This is a genomic window from Schaalia suimastitidis DSM 15538 (assembly GCF_000429105.1).
Taxonomy (GTDB): Bacteria; Actinomycetota; Actinomycetes; order Actinomycetales; family Actinomycetaceae; genus Pauljensenia; species Pauljensenia suimastitidis.
Map to the genome: position 1 here is coordinate 370,434 of NZ_KE386848.1, position 17,362 is coordinate 387,795.

At 56.7% G+C, this 17,362-nt stretch carries 17 protein-coding genes and 2 tRNA genes; 12 read left to right on the forward strand and 7 right to left on the reverse strand.

The genetic code is table 11. From position 1 onward, the window contains the following. Window position 1: 1 nt before the first annotated feature. Window positions 2-74: transfer RNA gene (locus tag G438_RS0108540), tRNA-Lys, on the reverse strand. Window positions 75-228: 154 nt separating this feature from the next. On the opposite strand from G438_RS0108540, the gene G438_RS12710 reads away from it, so the two are divergent. Then, window positions 229-915: a metal-dependent transcriptional regulator gene (locus tag G438_RS12710; RefSeq protein WP_034285720.1), complete on the forward strand. Its 687-nt coding sequence runs from the start codon at window positions 229-231 to the stop codon at window positions 913-915. A gap of 94 nt (window positions 916-1,009) precedes the next feature. Here the strand turns inward: G438_RS12710 and G438_RS0108550 are convergent, their stop codons facing one another. Then, window positions 1,010-1,450 (reverse strand): HIT family protein, encoded by a 441-nt coding sequence (locus tag G438_RS0108550; RefSeq protein WP_026460964.1) that lies wholly within the window; start codon window positions 1,448-1,450, stop codon window positions 1,010-1,012. Window positions 1,451-1,579: 129 nt separating this feature from the next. On the opposite strand from G438_RS0108550, the gene G438_RS0108555 reads away from it, so the two are divergent. Together G438_RS0108555 and G438_RS0108560 are read left to right on the forward strand one after the other, a co-directional pair. Beyond that, window positions 1,580-4,513: a leucine--tRNA ligase gene (locus G438_RS0108555; protein ID WP_026460965.1), complete on the forward strand. Its 2,934-nt coding sequence runs from the start codon at window positions 1,580-1,582 to the stop codon at window positions 4,511-4,513. Window positions 4,514-4,515: 2 nt separating this feature from the next. Further along, complete coding sequence (locus G438_RS0108560) at window positions 4,516-5,550, forward strand: Fpg/Nei family DNA glycosylase (RefSeq protein ID WP_026460966.1); 1,035 nt, start codon at window positions 4,516-4,518, stop codon at window positions 5,548-5,550. A gap of 144 nt (window positions 5,551-5,694) precedes the next feature. On the opposite strand, the gene G438_RS0108565 is transcribed toward G438_RS0108560, so the two are convergent. From G438_RS0108565 to G438_RS0108585, 5 genes are all read right to left on the reverse strand, one after another. After that, window positions 5,695-6,186 (reverse strand): GNAT family N-acetyltransferase, encoded by a 492-nt coding sequence (locus tag G438_RS0108565; RefSeq protein ID WP_026460967.1) that lies wholly within the window; start codon window positions 6,184-6,186, stop codon window positions 5,695-5,697. Window positions 6,187-6,455: 269 nt separating this feature from the next. Beyond that, window positions 6,456-7,064 (reverse strand): serine O-acetyltransferase EpsC, encoded by a 609-nt coding sequence (gene epsC, locus G438_RS0108570; protein ID WP_026460968.1) that lies wholly within the window; start codon window positions 7,062-7,064, stop codon window positions 6,456-6,458. A gap of 66 nt (window positions 7,065-7,130) precedes the next feature. Continuing rightward, on the reverse strand, window positions 7,131-8,063 hold the full coding sequence (gene cysK, locus G438_RS0108575; protein WP_026460969.1) for a cysteine synthase A: 933 nt from the start codon (window positions 8,061-8,063) through the stop codon (window positions 7,131-7,133). Window positions 8,064-8,256: 193 nt separating this feature from the next. Continuing rightward, entirely contained in the window at window positions 8,257-8,919 is a 663-nt protein-coding gene (locus G438_RS0108580; RefSeq protein WP_026460970.1) for a YigZ family protein, read from the reverse strand. A gap of 163 nt (window positions 8,920-9,082) precedes the next feature. Further along, complete coding sequence (locus tag G438_RS0108585) at window positions 9,083-10,135, reverse strand: GTP-binding protein (protein WP_026460971.1); 1,053 nt, start codon at window positions 10,133-10,135, stop codon at window positions 9,083-9,085. 55 nt (window positions 10,136-10,190) lie between these two features. Between G438_RS0108585 and rpmB the strand changes: the two genes are divergently transcribed. The 9 genes from rpmB (at window position 10,191) to G438_RS0108620 (ending at window position 17,274) form a co-directional block, all read left to right on the forward strand. Next, a complete protein-coding gene (gene rpmB / locus G438_RS0108590; protein ID WP_026460972.1) occupies window positions 10,191-10,427 on the forward strand; it encodes a 50S ribosomal protein L28 in 237 nt (78 codons plus the stop codon). Between the two features lie 2 nt (window positions 10,428-10,429). Then, window positions 10,430-10,603, forward strand: coding sequence for a 50S ribosomal protein L33 (gene rpmG / locus G438_RS11535; protein ID WP_034285723.1), 174 nt, complete (start codon window positions 10,430-10,432; stop codon window positions 10,601-10,603). 1 nt (window position 10,604) lies between these two features. Continuing rightward, complete coding sequence (gene rpsN, locus G438_RS0108595; protein ID WP_026460973.1) at window positions 10,605-10,910, forward strand: 30S ribosomal protein S14; 306 nt, start codon at window positions 10,605-10,607, stop codon at window positions 10,908-10,910. Between the two features lie 29 nt (window positions 10,911-10,939). Next, entirely contained in the window at window positions 10,940-11,185 is a 246-nt protein-coding gene (locus G438_RS0108600) for a type B 50S ribosomal protein L31 (RefSeq protein ID WP_026460974.1), read from the forward strand. 29 nt (window positions 11,186-11,214) lie between these two features. Beyond that, a complete protein-coding gene (gene ykgO / locus G438_RS12300; protein WP_084403207.1) occupies window positions 11,215-11,337 on the forward strand; it encodes a type B 50S ribosomal protein L36 in 123 nt (40 codons plus the stop codon). Between the two features lie 184 nt (window positions 11,338-11,521). Further along, on the forward strand, window positions 11,522-11,692 hold the full coding sequence (rpmF, locus tag G438_RS0108605) for a 50S ribosomal protein L32 (protein ID WP_026460975.1): 171 nt from the start codon (window positions 11,522-11,524) through the stop codon (window positions 11,690-11,692). Window positions 11,693-11,955: 263 nt separating this feature from the next. Further along, window positions 11,956-15,813: an alpha-L-fucosidase gene (locus G438_RS11540; protein WP_051259440.1), complete on the forward strand. Its 3,858-nt coding sequence runs from the start codon at window positions 11,956-11,958 to the stop codon at window positions 15,811-15,813. Between the two features lie 163 nt (window positions 15,814-15,976). Further along, window positions 15,977-16,049: transfer RNA gene (locus G438_RS0108615), tRNA-Arg, on the forward strand. Between the two features lie 253 nt (window positions 16,050-16,302). Further along, window positions 16,303-17,274, forward strand: a complete 972-nt coding sequence (locus G438_RS0108620; protein ID WP_034285726.1) for a methylenetetrahydrofolate reductase — start codon at window positions 16,303-16,305, stop codon at window positions 17,272-17,274. The last annotated feature ends 88 nt before the right edge of the window (window positions 17,275-17,362 follow it).

Genomic DNA, 17,362 nt, shown 5'->3' on the forward strand with positions numbered 1-17,362 from the left:
GTGCGCCGTGAGGGAATCGAACCCCCAACCCGCTGATTAAGAGTCAGCTGCTCTGCCAATTGAGCTAACGGCGCGGTGGTCATGCGACCAAGTGGATACTTTACCCCTAACCCTGTGGGGAACTCAAATCAACACAACGAGGATCAGGACACATTCACCTCTAGGGCCACTACTTGCAGCACAAGTATGAGGCGCTACGCTAAGTGAAGCACATACTGAGGAGGCCACATGTTGGAACCTGCCCCCCAAGCGGCAGCATCAACCGTTGCTCAGGACTACCTCAAAGCCATATGGGCAGCAGAAACAGACGGGGGAGTGGGCCTGAGTATCAATGAACTGGCCCGCCGCACGGGGGTGGTTGCATCAACAGCCTCAGAAAACGTGCGACGCCTAGCCGACCAAGGATTAATCGACCACACTCCCTACAAAAAAGCGCGCCTGACCGCAGCTGGCCGTGCCGTCGCAGTCGGCATTATTCGACGCCACCGCATTCTGGAAAGCTACCTGCATGAAGTGCTTGGTTTCGAATGGGATGAAGTACACGAAGAAGCCGAAATCCTTGAACACGCCATCTCCGACCGCCTTTTGGACCGCTTGGATGCTGCGCTCGGCTACCCCACACGAGACCCGCACGGAGACCCCATTCCATTAGCGGATGGCACATTGAAACAACCAGTGACGATCACCCTCAGTGAACTCCCACACCACGTGAAAGCCCAAGTGTCGCGTGTCAGCGATGAAGACCCAGCCGCCATGCGAGCCATCAACGACGCTGGCCTACGCCTCGACGCGAAGATCAGCATCGAGGCACGAAGCCTCCACTCATTGACCCTACGCATAACAGACAGCGGCGCCCTTGGCGTCCTTGACAGTGCCTACAGTCACCTAGTCCACGTCGAAATCGTCGACCACTAAGCGGTCACGACCACCAAGCCGTCTCGGTCGCTTAGCCCGCTCGACCAATCAGCCCGCTCCAGCGGTGGCCTGAGGCCATTCGCCACTTGAACACTTATAGGAGCGCGTCGATGCGGGTAGGCACATAAGCCCCGTGCCCCTGCGTCTGCAAAGTCTTCCGCAAACGCTTGGCCGCCTCGTCAAGCTCCTGCGCTGATGCTGCCTGCGCATTGCCGAGGTGACAATCCGCTTCGCTGCGCGCAGGAATTACGTGCAGATGCGTGTGCGGCACCTCAAAACCGGCAATAATCAGCGCGCAACGATCCACCTCAAAGGTTGTTTCCTGCGCCAATGCAATAATGCGAGCCACTCGCATGAGATGCTCAGCGATATCGGATGGACAGTCAGTCCATTTTGCCCACGGCTGACGCGGAATAACGAGCGCATGACCTGGCCCTACCGGCTCGATCGTCGAAATCACCACGCAGATATCGTCTGCCCACAGAAAACGCCCAGCCCACTCGCCCGAGATAATCTTTTCAAAAACAGTGCTCATGCGTGTAATTGTCTCTCGCCTCACTGCCTCATGTCGTGGATTCGAGCGGGTTTGGGACGCATCATGGACTACCCTAGGATGACGTTAGATCAGTGAAATCACCGTTGGACCGACAAGGAACGTGCGCATATGTCCTCGACTCAGCCCGCCATCCCCGCCCATCGCTATACGGCCGAGCTTGCCGAGACGATTGAACTTAAATGGCAAGACCGGTGGGAGGAGCGCGGCACGTTCCATGCGGATAACCCCGAAGGTGACCTTGCGGGCCCATTGGCGGACAAACACCCCTTCTTCCTGCTCGACATGTTCCCTTACCCGTCAGGTAAAGGTCTACATGTGGGGCACCCGCTGGGTTATATCGCCACCGACACGGTGGCACGCTTCCACCGTATGAAGGGCGACAACGTCCTGTACACCATGGGCTACGATGCATTCGGCTTGCCTGCAGAACAATACGCTGTCCAAACGGGGCAACACCCGCGCGTGACAACGGACGAAAATATTGCCAATATGCGGCGCCAACTGCGCCGCCTAGGCCTGTCTCACGACCAACGCCGCTCGCTGTCGACAACCGACGTTGACTACGTGCGGTGGACGCAATGGATCTTCACCCAGATTTTTAACAGCTGGTTTGATCCAGAGGCAATCGCTCCTGACGGTTCACAAGGAGCCGCCAGGCCAGTATCCGAACTGCGTGACAAACTAGCTGCCGGCGACGTTGCACTTCCCGATGGCCGCCCCTGGGAGGAACTGAACGCAGTTGAGCAGGCACGCGTCGTCGACAGTTTCCGCCTGGCCTACATTTCCGAGGCGCCCGTCAACTGGTGCCCTGGCCTGGGAACTGTCCTTGCCAACGAAGAAGTTACCGCTGACGGACGCTCAGAACGTGGAAATTTTCCTGTCTTTAAACGCAACCTCCGCCAATGGATGATGCGGATTACCGCTTACGGTCAGCGCCTCGAAAATGACCTGGACACCATTAACTGGCCTGACAAAGTGCGGTCTATGCAGCGCAACTGGATTGGCCGAAGTGAAGGTGCCACCGTCACCTTCCAAGTACCAGGCGCCACCCAGGCAGGTAGCGTCGTCAACGAACTACAGGTGTACACCACACGTCCTGACACCCTTTTCGGCGCCACTTTCATGGTGGTCGCCCCCGAACACCCACTCCTCGGTGGCACCATCGGCGGCGAAGCGGACGATGCTGACGCGCTGACAGTGCCTGCCCTTTGGCCGGACGGCACCAAGGAGGCATGGCGCGGAACCTACGCTTCGCCTCGTGACGCAGTTGCTGCCTACCGCGCACAGGCGGCCCGCAAAACCGAAATGGAACGCACCGCGGAAGACCGCGAGAAGACCGGCGTATTCACCGGCTTTTACGGGACGAACCCCACTAATGGCCACGCTGTCCCCATTTTCGTTGCTGACTACGTCCTGTGGGGTTACGGTACAGGTGCCATTATGGCCGTACCTGCCCACGACCAACGCGACTGGGATTTCGCGCGCGCCTTCGACCTTGACGTGATCCGCACAATCGGTGACGCGAACGATCCCTATGGGCATGATCTCGATGACAGCGCATACACGGGCGACGGCATTGCGGTGGACTCGGCGAATGATGAAATCAGCTTGAATGGCATGTCAAAAGATGAAGCCAAGGCAGCAATGACCCAGTGGCTGGAGTCGAAGGGACTCGGACACGGTACGGTCACCTACCGCCTCCGGGACTGGCTGTTTAGTCGTCAACGATACTGGGGTGAGCCTTTCCCCATTGTGTGGGACGACAACGGACTTCCTCACGCATTGCCTGAAGACATGCTGCCTGTGGAACTGCCGGAAATCTCTGACTATTCACCGCGTACCTTCGACCCGGATGACTCCCAGTCCTCACCGGACGCGCCCTTAGGTCGAGCAGACGAATGGGTTGAAGTGGAACTTGACCTTGGAGACGGCCTGAAGAAATATCGCCGTGAAACCAATACGATGCCGCAATGGGCAGGGTCATGCTGGTACGAAATGCGTTATACCGACCCCAACAACGACGAAGCTTTGGCGTCTGCGGCGAATTTGGACTACTGGATGGGCCCCAGGGAAGGTAAACCCAGTGGCGGCACTGACCTTTATGTTGGCGGTGTTGAACATGCGGTACTTCACCTGCTGTATGCGCGTTTCTGGCAGAAAGTACTGTTCGATTTGGGCCACGTACCCGATGCCGAGCCTTACCACACACTTTTTAACCAAGGGTATGTGCAGGCCTACGCTTATACCGACGAACGTAAACAGTACGTGCCTGCCGACGAAGTTGAAGGTGACGAGGCTACCGGATTTACGTGGAATGGCCAACCTGTTAACCGCGAATACGGCAAGATGGGGAAGTCTCTGAAGAATATCGTCACCCCAGATGAAATGTATGACGCCTATGGTGCAGACGTATTCCGTGTCTACGAGATGAGCATGGGACCACTCGACGTTTCCCGTCCGTGGGAAACGCGTGCAGTGGTTGGTTCGCAGCGCTTTTTGCAGCGCCTATGGCGTAATGCTGTCGACGAAAATACCGGTGAAGTGACTGTCACTGACGAGGCCGCGGATTTGGAAACACGGCGCCTGCTGGCTCGCACTATCGCCGACGTCACCGTTGAGTATGAAAATATGCGGGTCAATACGGCGGTTGCGAAACTCATCGTGTTGAATAACCACATCACGTCGTTGCCTGCAGTGCCACGCGAAATCATGGAGCCACTAGTACTGATGGTGTCTCCCGTTGCCCCGCATATCGCAGAAGAACTTTGGGAACGACTGGGCCACGATGAATCATTGGCGCGTGTTCCCTTCCCTGTGGTCACTGATGAGTCGCTGCTGGTTGAAGACACGGTTACTGCCATTGTTCAAGCCAACGGAAAGGTACGTGCACGTCTCGAGGTGTCGCCAAGTATTAGTGGTGATGACCTGCAGGCTGCCGCGCTGGAGTTGGCGCCAATTCAGCGACTCCTTGACGGACGCGAGCCGTTGAAGGTGATTGTGCGCGCACCGTCACTGGTCAATATTGTGTTGCCGAAGAACTGACGATGCCTGAGGGAGATGCGGTCCGTCGCCTTGCCGACACATTCGACCATGTCTTTTGTGGGTATGCGTGTGAGGTGACATCACCGCAGGGACGTTTTGCTGCCTCGGCGGCGCGTATTAATGGGATGGTACTTGTTGGTGCGCGTGCCGTGGGCAAACATATGTTCCTTGGTTTTGCTCCACCTGAGCTTGCGGTACCTACTGTCAGCGAATATGCGCGTGCGGTGCGGCCAACGCAACCTATCGACGGTGTCGTGCACTGGGTGCATATTCACCTGGGGCTTTATGGTTGGTGGCGTTTTAACGGCGATAGTTCTATTGACGACGCTGGACATGGCGTTGTACGTCGCAACGTGAGTCGGGTTGGTCCTAAAGATCGTCACCGCCCTATGAAGTGGGGTGGGGGAGCAATGAATGACGATGACGTGCCCATTGACGAGGCCGAGGCGGGGCATCCGTGGCAGGTGCCCGAGCCGGTGGGGCAGGTTCGTTTGCGCCTTGTTGCACCCCATGCGGTTGCCGATCTTGCAGGTCCAACACGATGTGAGTTGGTCAGTGATGAGCAGCGTTGTGTGGTCGAGGCGAAATTAGGTCCTGATCCGCTGTGGCCTGGTGCGCGTGACGACGCCGAGGCGATGGCATGTTTCGTTGTCGCTGTACGCAAAACAAAGCGGGTCATCGGCGAATTATTGATGGATCAGTCGATACTTGCAGGAGTTGGCAATATTTACCGGGCTGATGCACTGTTCTTGGCGGGGATTTCGCCGATGCGTCAGGGGCAAAGGGTGTCGCGCACCAGGTTGGAGGACCTGTGGCGTATTGTGTGTGACCTGATGAATCGTGGCTTTGAGGCTGGTTATCTCATCACGATGGACCCGCTTGAAGCACCTGATCCTCCGATCGAAGGTGACGAGGAAGCATCCCGTTGGTATGTCTATCACCGTACTGGTAGGCCGTGCCTGCGGTGTAATACTCCTATCGCGGAAAAAGTGTTGCAGGGGAGGCGCCTTTTTTGGTGCCCGTCATGCCAGCGCTAGCGGGGCTTGTGACTGTGCGAGGTTTGCAGGTTGTTCGGACTGTGCGAGGTGCGCTGGTGTCTGACTATGCGAGGCGCACTAAGGTACGCTGACGGGCCACCGCACGGGTGTGGGGCTGGCCCGGCGGAGGCGGCCGGCACCTTCTTAATCCTCGTCGAAACCTAAAGTGTCGTAGAGGCTCGCGGCAGCGCTGTGGTGCGCATCGAGGCGCAAGGTGAGGGTTTCCTCGCCCCAGGCGGTACACCGCCGCGCAATTTCGCCGACGAGTGCTGTGGCGATGCCGCGGCGTTGAAACTCTGGGTCAACCATGAGATCAAGAACAACGGGTCCTTGTGTTATTTCGTCGTCCCACTCGGGGTGCGTCACTGCGAAAAGTGCGCCGACGAGTGTGCCTTCAAACCAAGCGCCAACAAAGGAGTCGTCGCGAGGCTTTCCAAAGGCGCCATCGAAGGTCATGCGTATCTCATCGGTGGCTGACCACAGCGCCTCTGCTGTTTCAGGCTCACCATATGCGGCCATGTGGAGGGCAGCAATTGCCGGAATGTCGTGGCGCGTAAGCGTCGCGATCTCGTAGTCGGCTGGTCGTTCGACATCAGCCAACACATCTAACTGTGCTCGTAACGTTCGCTGTGTCATGAACCCAGTGTAAGTGACCTGATGCACATTTGGCGGGTCTTATGTCCAGCACGTCGCCTGTTCTGTCATGATGAAGTGAGGCAACGCGGGAGTTGCCCAGAATGCCCGTCAGGAAATACCGATCGACATGGTACATGTTGGAGAGCAAAACTCCCACGACGCTGCGAGTTTAGTGATTCGGACTGGTGCTGCGCCAGCGTCACCCTAGCGAGGCGGGTCTGCCTGTCAGATGTGGGGGAGGCGGACAGATGGTTCCACGCGGCGCGTTGCTAAATGTAGACCGATGGGTCCTCATAGCAGCATGGGTCAACGATGAGGTCTTCATCGCGTTGGCGTGGCTTCGATGTTGGACGAATCTTCGCGGGAATGCCGATAGCAACTGAATCTTCCGGCATATCTTTGGTGACCACAGCATTTGCTCCGACTTTTGAGCCTGAGCCGATGGTGATAGGTCCGAGGATCTTTGAGCCCGCCCCCAACATCACATGGTCGCCAACAGTAGGGTGTCGTTTACCTGGCGTCATTGACACGCCACCAAGGGTGACACCGTGGAAGATGACCACATCATTGCCGACCTGCGCGGTTTCACCGATGACGACACCGGTCGCGTGGTCAATAAAGACTCTGCGTCCGATGCGCGCTGCGGGGTGAATGTCGACTCCGGTGAAGGAACGTGCAATTGACGACAAGATACGGGCAGGTGTGACCATGCCGCGATTCCATAACGCGTGGGAAATTCGGTGCGCCCACAGCGCATGAAGGCCGGGATAGGCCAAGGCAACCTCAACTTTTGAGCGCGCTGCAGGATCACGGCGCCGCACCGTGCGCACATCTTCCCCAAGTAGGGCGAAGGCGCTGGGGGTGTTGTGTAATTTCATCAGGATCCTTGTCACAGGGACCGTGTTGTGGGGCGACGAGGCGCTTGGTGCCGCGCCCCACAACGGCTAGTCGCGAAGGTCTTCGAATAGCTTAGTTGAAAGGTAACGTTCACCGGTATCGGGTAGAACCACAACGATGGTCTTGTCTGCGTTTTCAGGTCGTGAGGCCACCTCGATAGCTGCATATAGTGCAGCGCCGGAGGAAATGCCAACGAGCAGTCCCTCCTCGGCGGCGGCGCGACGAGAGGCATCCATCGCCTGGGTAGTTCCGACGGAAATTACTTCGTCAACGACGCTGGGGTCGTAGTTTTTGGCCACAAAATTTGGGCCAATGCCTTGAATCCCGTGCGGAGCAGGCGATCCACCTGTCAGTAGTGGCGATTCTTCCGGTTGGACGGCAACGATGTGCACCTCTGGTTTACGCTCTTTGAGGACCGCGCCGACACCTGAAACGGTACCGCCGGTCCCGACACCGGCTACGAGAATATCGATATTACCGTCCGTGTCAGCCCAGATTTCTTCCGCCGTGGTACGGCGGTGAACCGCAGGGTTAGCGGGATTGTCAAATTGTGAGGCGATGATGGACCCGGGACGCTCATCGCGTATACGTTCAGCCTCTGCCACGGCACCTTTGATGCCTGTAGCGGGGTCGGTGAGAACCAATTCGGCGCCGAATGCGCGCATGAGGATGCGTCGCTCAATACTCATTGACGATGGCATGGTGATCACCACGTTATAGCCACGCGATGCGCCCACCATAGCTAATGCCACACCAGTATTACCTGAGGTGGCTTCAATGATCGTGCCGCCCGGTACCAGTGCACCTGAGGCTTCGGCAGCGTCAATAATCGAGGCGGCAATACGGTCTTTGACCGACGATGCGGGGTTGAATGCTTCAACTTTTGCCAAAACCTTGCGGTGAGCTCCAGTGAGTCGGTTCAGGCGAACGAGGGGGGTATTGCCAATAAGTTCTGAAACATTGTTCGCGATACGGGGCATGGGGTCTCCTTAAGACAGATATTTGAAAAACATGGTGTTGCGGCACAGCTGTCACTACATGGGCGAACGACGGTGCACAAAAGCACCTGTAAGGCCATTCGCCCTACAGACAGGAAAGACAAAAAAGGGTGCGATAGCGCGACGTGTGACCCAAGAGGGGGTAGACGCTTCGCAATTCCAACATGCTGCAACCTTAAAACGAGTCGTCGCTTGCGTCCACTTCAACGCATGTGCTGCCCGCCCTACGGACGATTGCTCTACCTTGGCTAAGGCGTGCCAACAGGCTGACAAGGGCTTTGTGGAGTGTGTTGTCAATGCCTAGCCGTAGTCTGACATCGTCGCCCCATGCCACGTCAAGGACCCGCGCACCCAGATGACGCACCTCGGCCTCAATGCGTCCCGCCTCCATAGGGTCAAGGTGAACGTCATATACCTCAACCTGTGTCCGCAAGGAGCGGGGGACAGTATGGAGACATTGCGCTACAGCGCCGGAGTAGGCGCGGATTAAGCCACCAGTTCCAAGTAGGACGCCACCGAAATAGCGAACCACGACCGCAGTAACATTCCACATGTCTGATGCACGCAGTACTTCAAGTATTGGTGTGCCAGCAGTGCCGGCAGGCTCGCCATCGTCGCTTGAATGTTGGTGAGGGCTGTGTCCTTCTTCGGCAATGAGGTAGGCACTGCACACATGTCGTGCCTGGGGATGCTGCTGGCGAATACTGTCGATAAAGGCACGTGCATCCTGCGGGGTATCGGTGCGCGCGATGTACGAAATAAAGCGGGAGCGTTTAACTTCCATTTCGTGTACCGTGACGCTAGCCGCCTGTGGTACAAGGATTGCCGCATTATGCATGTGTGTGTCCAACCTCCATCGCACTACTGTAATTGTCCCACGTGGATGCAGGTGTATCGACCTCGTTGGCATTGCGGCAGTAGAGGCGTCCCGAAAGCGTCTATGTGGATGGAGGTATTTCGACCCCGTTCGCCGAGTACCACAATGACAACACAGCCGGGCATTAGTCGTGAGGCGTGAACCAATGACTGAGCCCGTCGTCGGCTCCGATCCACTCGAAGGCATGATGGAGTTCTGTGTCATTCATGAGGATGCGCTGAAAGGTTGCGGTTATTTCGTCACGAAGGTATGCCACGTCCTGTGTGCCGGTGACGATGATATGTGTGTGCGCTGAGTCGTCCCAAGAACCTGCAACTCCTACACTGGCACTACCGCCGCTAACTTCCCAGGTGCATACGGTATCGGGGCGTGACGGTAACCAGAAACAGCCTCGTGCGCAGGTGCTGTGTGCTGCCAAGTCGGCGGCGAATTGTGCTAATCGCTCAGGATGGAATGGTCGATCTGAATGTAGGTCGAGGGTCCATACCCCATGTGTATGGGGGCCGCCCCATGCGAGTGTTGATGCTGGGTGTATGCGTGCAATGGCGGCGTCGGGATCGTGGCGATGATCAAAAAGCAGCGTGTCGGTGACATCGTCAAGGTGGTGCACCATGAGTGTGTCAAACGGTCGTAGATGCTCAGCGAGTTCGCCGCCCACGGGATCGTCGCCGAGGCTCAGTACAAGATCGGCGTAACCGATGCCGTTCATTAGCACTTCTCCTGCGCAGCGATCGTCATCATCGCTCAGATGGCATCCCAGCTCACGTAGCGGCGTGTGAGTGAGAAGGTCGCGTTTAACGGTATCAGTGTTGACCGCATGGATGCAGGTGGTCAATACGCAGTGATCTAAGTATTGGCCAGGTGCAGTGTATTCATGAAGGAGGGGAATGACCGTAAGAGCCTCAGCTGCGGGTGGAAGGGCAAGGACGAGGCGGTCGACACCCATGTGGGCAAGGTTTGACAGAGCAGGGATGATGGCTTCGCGTAGTGAACAACTCAGGCAGGAATGGGCAAGGTCCACCGTGCTTTTCGAGGCAAGGTCGAAGGTGTGGAAGTGGCGCAAGGTCACGCTATCGGGGGAGAGGTCGCATACGAGGACGTCAGCCTGATCTGACAGTGTCAGGGTGATGAGATCACGCAAGAGTGGTTCGGTGGTTGTCAAAGTGGAGATATGCATGAATCCTCGAATGAATAAATTTGCGATATTGAGAACGGTTATCAATAATAGTGGAATGAGTAGAAAATGTCAGGTCACCCAAGCGGAACCAGGATTCGGTAATAACGTCTCTCACTCTCACCGTCGTACACGTCGGCGCTGGGACATTAATTTGCAGCGCAAACGATACTGGGTGCCATCACTGGGACGCACCGTTACGCTGCGACTGAGCACCAAAGGCATCAAAATCATTGATCAACGTGGCATCGACGCAGTGATTGCCGACATGCGTGCACGAGGAGAACGATTCTGAATATGGCTCGCTCACAAGGAAAAGACCTCCGCCCAGTCATCACGCTCCAATCAACGGCAGGAAGCGGATACCGGTACGTCACACGAAAAAGCCGTCGAAATACACCTGATCGGCTTCGCATCAAAAAATACGACCCCATCGTGAGGGCTCACGTCGAATTTGTGGAGATACGCTGATATGGCAAAAAAATCTAAGATCGCGCGCGAACTACAACGCCAAAAAATAGTCGAACGCTACGCTGCTCAACGGATGGAACTAAAAGCGCGCAGTATCAATCCTCACCTCAGTGAGACAGAACGTCAGGAAGCGATGCGCGCCCTTCACGCATTGCCGCGCGACGCCTCGCCAACGCGCCTGCGTAACCGCGGATGCAATGATGGTCGCCCGCGGGGCTACTTGCGTAAATTTGGCCTATCCCGTGTCCAATTCCGCCAACGCGCGCTGAACGGAGAACTTCCCGGCGTTACCAAATCCTCTTGGTAATACCTGCTGTCAACAGAAAGAAATATGACATGAAACCCGGTATTCACCCTGACTATCATCCCGTTGTTTTCCGTGACCGCAGCGCAGGATTCGCCTTCCTCACACGCTCCACTGTCACCTCGTTGCAAACCATCGAATGGGAAGATGGCAATACCTACCCCGTAATAGATGTCGAAATATCATCTGCATCGCACCCATTTTGGACAGGTAAACAACGCCTTGTCGACACCGAAGGACGCGTCGAACGTTTCTACGCACGCTATGGACGCAAATAGCTGCGCCAATGTATTACGAAAGGCCAATGATGAAAGTACGTGCATCGATACGATCCCTCGCTCAACAACCTGGATCAAAGGTGGTGCGTAGACGTGGGCATCTGTACGTGATCAACAAGAAAAATCCTCGCCTTAAAGCCCGCCAAGGATGAGACGAGTATCGCAACACTCCTTCCCGCCTGTAACTGTCGTCGGATGGGAAGAACATGCTAGTATTTCCGGGTTGCCAACTGCGCGCGTAGTACACCAATGCGCCGCATTCGCCGAGCCGAGGATGAGGGTCCGAGGATCGTCATCCGGCACGACATAGGTCCACGACAAGAGAGGGGTAGGGAAATGGCAGTTCCAAAGCGCAAAATGTCCCGCGCCAACACCCGCACTCGCCGGTCTGCTTGGAAAGCTGACCTCACCGAGCTGAACACCATCAAGGTTGCCGGCCGTGAGGTTCGCGTGCCGCGCCGCCTGGCGAAGGCATACAAGAACGGTCTCATCGACGTCGAAGCCTGATCTTCGACGCTACATGAGGGCCTGGCACATTGTGCCGGGCCCTTTTGTCATACAAACACCCGCTTTCAACCGCCTGCCGCCCCATTAACCTCGGCCTTTGCGAGCCAAACGTTTGACACCGCTACCATTGATGCGGCCTCAACGAAGAGGCTGCGAACACTGACGTTCGCACACCTATCCACCCAGAAGGACGAGTATCACCGATGTTGAGAAGAAAAATTCTCAGCGGATTGGCGGCGCTTGCACTGATCACAGGAGGTTCAGTGTCACCTGCATTGGCCGACCCGCCATCCGCACCAACCACCGACGAAACCGTCACAGGTATACCTGCCGTCGTGCCGCGCTCCGACGATCCCCGTATCGCGGCATGGCAAGACCTCCAATTTGGCCTATTCATGCACTGGGGGGTCTACTCACTCTACGAAGGCCGCTACAACGGTCGTGATCAAGTGCGCGGTTATCCTGAGCAAATCAAAGCCTGGATGAGAATTCCTCGGGACCGGTATCTGCGCGACGCTGCAGCAATGCAGGCTTCTCAATGGGATGCAGCCCAGGTCTGTGCCAGTGCAAAAGCAGCGGGCATGAAGTATGTGATGATCACCTCGAAACACCACGATGGCTTTGCCATGTGGGACACAAAAACGACGGACTACAACATCGTTGACGCCACTGCATTTGGTAGAGATCCTCTGAAAGAACTCGAAGTCGAGTGCGGAAAAATTGGCATGAAGCTTGCCTTTTATTTCTCCATCATTGACTGGGAGAAACACGCCGCTGAACCCAATGCGAACCTTAATCCGATATCGGATGAACACCACCAGTACAACCTTGCTCAGATCGACGAGCTCATGACTAACTATGGGCCAATCGCCGAGTTTTGGTTTGATATGGGTGCCCCCACGCCTGCCCAATCGCAAGAATTGGCTGAAAGAGTCCGGCAACACCAGCCCACCACTACCGTCGTGAATTCGCGAGTGTGGAACGAGAAAGGTGACTTCGAAGTCGGCGGTGACAATGTTGTCCCAAAGACATTTAGACTCGGACCGTGGGAATCAATCCTGTCAATCTTCCCCGACTGCTGGTCCTATTGCTCAACAAGCAAAGCAGACCGCAGTGAAGACAACAAGGCTGCGAAAGTACGTGAAGCGGTCGACGGGTTAGTCACAGTAATATCAGGCGGCGGCAACTATGCCTACAACATCGGACCTAAAGGTGATGGTTCGATTCATCCCTTTGACCAGCATGTATTATCGGAAATCGCTGCTTGGCGCCAACGTCATCCTGACGCCATCGACGGAGCTCGGGCTACATGGTTCCCCATCCCACAGTGGGGACGTATCACCACCAAAGGTAATGCCCTTTACCTGTTCCCCAACAAGTGGAGTGCAGGCAGCATCCTTTCCCTACCAGGTTTAGCTTCGAAGGTCACCGGAGTGACCATCGACGGAACCGACACCGCTCTCGAATACGAACACGACGGGGGTACTTTGCGCGTTGTCCTTGCAGGCGAAGCCCCAGATGCTGTGAAACCGGTCATTAAGGTCCAGCTAGATGGGCCCGCCATGATGCTCCCCACGACGGTTGTCGACGTGGCCAACGGTACAGCAACTATTGGTCACGACCAGATCACAGCACTGCGCAACGCGCAGGGGAGCGACACCGCTGCCTTGGATGCCTACATCGTTAATCGCAGCGACACGACCTTTGCAGATCTGTCCCTGACATTAACTGCGAACAGCGGATTAAGTAGCCCAACGCTATATAAAGTCACAGTTGGCGACACAACTGTCGTCGCCTCCGGCGCTGAAATTGCTGCTGGCCCTATCGGAGGCTTCGCCCTGGCCGCACATGCTGCCGCACGTATCCGGATTGAGCTTGCCACCCCGACATATTACGCAAGCCCGATGCCGCTTACGTTGCGATCCATCGGCGTACAAGCCACGCAGAACGCTCCTCAAACCAGCGTCCCGCAGTTTAGTGCCCAACCGGCCTCCGCCTCGGCACGCGTCGAACAAACGGTGACATTCAGCGCTATTGCCACCGGCAGCCCCAAACCCACCTATCAGTGGTACCGGCAAATAGCTGGCGGTGAGCGACAAGCCATCGAAGGAGCCACGCACGCGGTCTATAGCTTTGTTGCGAGCACTGCCGACGCGAACGTGTCATTCAGCGTCGATGCAATAAACTCAGCGGGACGAGTAACCTCCGATTCAGCGCTGCTCACCGTACTACCAGCAAGCCAAAGTATTGCCTTGGGCAAGCCGACCAGTCAATCGACCACGGCCAACGGATACATGTCGTCACGTGCGGTTGACGGTATTACTGACGGCGTGGGAGAAAACGGTTCGGTCGCGGCCACGACGAGTACAACCTTTAATTCGTGGTGGGAAGTTGATCTCGAAGCGCCTCGGACGATCACTGCCATTGACCTGTGGAACCGCCATCACGATGACCAATGCGGTTCACGTACATGCGCGTCAAATATGGCAAATGTCTATGTACTGCTGTCGAAAAAGCCCATTGATGGCAATATGTTCCTCAATGAACTCATCGCCTCGCCCGACATCACCTCACACAAAATAACCGAGGAAATTGGCTATCCCACGCGCGTCGAATTTAATTCAGTACAAGCGCGGTACATTCGCATCTACCTTGAACGCCGTGGCCGCCAACTAGGCTTGGCAGAAGTCGAAGTCTTCGACAAGCCGCTGAGTCAGGCTCCAACAGTAGGCGCCATCACTGCGACAGGCACACCTGAAGAGAGCTTCGTGACCTCAGGCGATGGTCAACATCGGACAGTCACCGGTCTTCCAGGAACCCAGGTAATGCTGGAGGCGCCAATCACAGGCACACCTGCACCGACGTTGCAGTGGCAGCGTGCAGATAGCGAAGGGGGCGCGTGGCGAGCAATCGACGAGGCTCAGGCAGATCGTTACACCTTCACTTTGAGTGACGCTGATGATGGGGCGCAGGTGCGACTTGTCGCAAGTAACGATGCGGGAAGTGCTGCGTCACAAACGGTATCGCTGCGAGTCAACCAGGCGCCGACGCTTGTAGGACCTGAATTGCTTGATGTCGAAGGTGAAGTCGCCTATCAGGACCCGGATGTCGATAGCGATATTAGGCAACTGAAGGCTGCCTCGGGCGCGCAATTCACCCTCGCTGCCGAAGCACAAGGGCGGCCGACACCAGCGCTGCGTTGGCAATATCGGGTAGCGGAAGATACGGATGCGGCCTGGATCGATATCACTGAGGCGAGTGGATCAACAATGACGTTGACGGCCACTGGGGAATGGAATGGACGTCACCTTCGTGTTGTTGCTCGTAACTCGGTTGGCGAGACGGTTTCACCTACCGTTGCCATCACCGTAACCTCGAACGATGAGCCGGGCACAGACGATCCGCAAGAACAACCACCTTCAGGTGGTGACGACAGTGGCACGCCAAGTCAGCCGGGCAGTGGCGATGACAATCCGGGTGAGCCGGGTGAGCCGGGTGACAAGGATGACAACCTTGACACCCCGGGCGATTCCGGAGGAAGTGAAACACCAGGTGAAACCCCCGGTACAGGAGGCGAGGATCCGTCAACGGGAAATGGTACAGACGGTTCCGAGAATGACCCTGACACCCCCCACGACACTCAGGTTGAAGTTTCAACGCCACAGGTAGCACTGGGTGGCACTGTGACCTTTAGCGCGGCGAATTTTGTGCCAGGAGAACTCGTCACGTTCACGGTGCATTCAACCCCACGTGTCATAGGCACAGCAACGGCCGACCAGACTGGAAGGGCAACACTCACCTGGACGGTTCCTGTCGAAATGGAATTAGGTGCACATCGCATTGTGATGAGCAGCGCTCACCATGAGACCAGCGGGACATTCACCATCGTCGCCACTGGCAGCCAAGCGGGTGGCACGACACCTTCCGACGGTAGCCAAGGGGTAGGCACCTCCACATCGAAGGAATCTACTGGGACCACGAAGGTCGCCGCACCGACGCGACTGACTCAGGGCACATCTGCTCTGGCAAAGACCGGTAGCGACGCTGCGCTACTCATTAGCGCAAGCGCAGTCATCGCACTTGCCGGAATAGCGCTGAATTTGCGCAGGCGACACGGATGACTCATGGCGGGCTGGTGCACGTTTAGTGTGCCAGCCCGCTCAGTCGCACCGCCCCCCCAATTGTGGGGATGGACGCGAAACACCCACAGCCCACACCTCCTCGTTAAGGTGACGCAATATGCGTCGGCGTACGCTACCCTTAATAGGTCGCCGATTGGCGCATGCCTCCATAGCTCAATGGATAGAGCACCGGCCTTCTAATCCGTAGGTTGCAGGTTCGAGTCCTGCTGGGGGCACTTTTCATGTCTGAGGACATCGTTTTGCTCGCCGCGTAGTGTCGATATGCCTCGCGCGGTGAGCGCATCGTGTTACAAAGGTTTACTCCCTGAGCGTGGACGTCGCCCTGGCGCATGGGCACGCACACTTACATCATGATGATGCGCGCACAGATTCTCGGCCACCGTCACGGTGGCATCCGTGCACGAATGTGCTCCTGAGACACCGCCTGTTCATTTTGCCTCCACACGGGGTCGTTCTATCAGGAGAAATATGCTCACCACATCCGATCTGTATGCCTCGCCGTGTCGGCACGACCACGAACCGACCCTAGTCTCGTTTGAGGTCATGCCGCCACGAAAACCTGAGGCGGCACCTCAATTTTGGTTAACAGTTGACCAACTGATTGAAGCACGCCCCGACTTTATGTCGGTCACCTACGGTGCGGGAGGCAAAGACCGTAGCAGCGCCCGCGCAGTTGTCGACCGCCTCGTCCATGACAAACCAGTAACCCCGATCGCGCATCTGACCTGCGTGGGCACGACCCGTGACGAAGTCGTCGCGACCGTCGCGGACTACTTGGATTCAGGTGTGCGTACCTTCCTTGCTTTACGAGGCGACCCACCGCAGGGTCAACCGGATTGGCAACCGCCACGCGAAGGTGTGCACTCGGCAACGCAACTCATCCACCTCATTCGAACAGTCGAAGCGCGGCGATGTGCCGCTCATCCGGGCGAGGCGTTGCGAGCGGCAGTTGCCCCACTCGCCATTGCGGTGGCGACCTTCCCGGCAGGTAACCCCGCTGCAGGTACAACGCAGGACGAAGAAATCCAACGTCTATTGGTCAAACAGGCTGCAGGTGCGTCTTTTGCGATCACGCAACTTTTTTGGGAAGCAGACATCTACCTCAGTTTCGTTGATAAAGCTCGACAAGAAGGGGTGGGGATTCCCATCGTCGCAGGTGTTTTGCCGCCCACCGATCCGGCTCGCCTACATCGCGTTGCGCAGCTTACCGGGGTGAGCGCCCCCAACAGCATTATTGACACACTGGCCTGGGCCGATACCCCTGCTGCACAACATGATCTGGGTGTGGGTGTGGGCGCACGACTCGTCGACGAGGTTCTTGATGGTGGTGCCCCAGGTGTGCACCTTTATACCTTTAATCGGGCACGGCCTGCTCTTGACATTCTCACGCTACTTGGACGCAATCCCGCTAAGTTTACCGCCGACCATGGACAGGACTGAATACCTCTTCACCGATAGCGACGCCATCATAGGTCGCCCCCAAACACCATCATCCACCCCGGAACACCATGAGATTTGAACCCAACAG

Bases quoted from the DNA above. Each gene is read 5' to 3' on its own strand.
- G438_RS12710 (WP_034285720.1), top strand. From the start codon at position 229: ATGTTGGAACCTGCCCCCCAAGCGGCAGCATCAACCGTTGCTCAGGAC.
- G438_RS0108550 (WP_026460964.1), bottom strand. From the start codon at position 1,450: ATGAGCACTGTTTTTGAAAAGATTATCTCGGGCGAGTGGGCTGGGCGT.
- G438_RS0108555 (WP_026460965.1), top strand. From the start codon at position 1,580: ATGTCCTCGACTCAGCCCGCCATCCCCGCCCATCGCTATACGGCCGAG.
- G438_RS0108560 (WP_026460966.1), top strand. From the start codon at position 4,516: ATGCCTGAGGGAGATGCGGTCCGTCGCCTTGCCGACACATTCGACCAT.
- G438_RS0108565 (WP_026460967.1), bottom strand. From the start codon at position 6,186: ATGACACAGCGAACGTTACGAGCACAGTTAGATGTGTTGGCTGATGTC.
- epsC (WP_026460968.1), bottom strand. From the start codon at position 7,064: ATGAAATTACACAACACCCCCAGCGCCTTCGCCCTACTTGGGGAAGAT.
- cysK (WP_026460969.1), bottom strand. From the start codon at position 8,063: ATGCCCCGTATCGCGAACAATGTTTCAGAACTTATTGGCAATACCCCC.
- G438_RS0108580 (WP_026460970.1), bottom strand. From the start codon at position 8,919: ATGCATAATGCGGCAATCCTTGTACCACAGGCGGCTAGCGTCACGGTA.
- G438_RS0108585 (WP_026460971.1), bottom strand. From the start codon at position 10,135: ATGCATATCTCCACTTTGACAACCACCGAACCACTCTTGCGTGATCTC.
- rpmB (WP_026460972.1), top strand. From the start codon at position 10,191: ATGAGTAGAAAATGTCAGGTCACCCAAGCGGAACCAGGATTCGGTAAT.
- rpmG (WP_034285723.1), top strand. From the start codon at position 10,430: ATGGCTCGCTCACAAGGAAAAGACCTCCGCCCAGTCATCACGCTCCAA.
- rpsN (WP_026460973.1), top strand. From the start codon at position 10,605: ATGGCAAAAAAATCTAAGATCGCGCGCGAACTACAACGCCAAAAAATA.
- G438_RS0108600 (WP_026460974.1), top strand. From the start codon at position 10,940: ATGAAACCCGGTATTCACCCTGACTATCATCCCGTTGTTTTCCGTGAC.
- ykgO (WP_084403207.1), top strand. From the start codon at position 11,215: ATGAAAGTACGTGCATCGATACGATCCCTCGCTCAACAACCTGGATCA.
- rpmF (WP_026460975.1), top strand. From the start codon at position 11,522: ATGGCAGTTCCAAAGCGCAAAATGTCCCGCGCCAACACCCGCACTCGC.
- G438_RS0108620 (WP_034285726.1), top strand. From the start codon at position 16,303: ATGCTCACCACATCCGATCTGTATGCCTCGCCGTGTCGGCACGACCAC.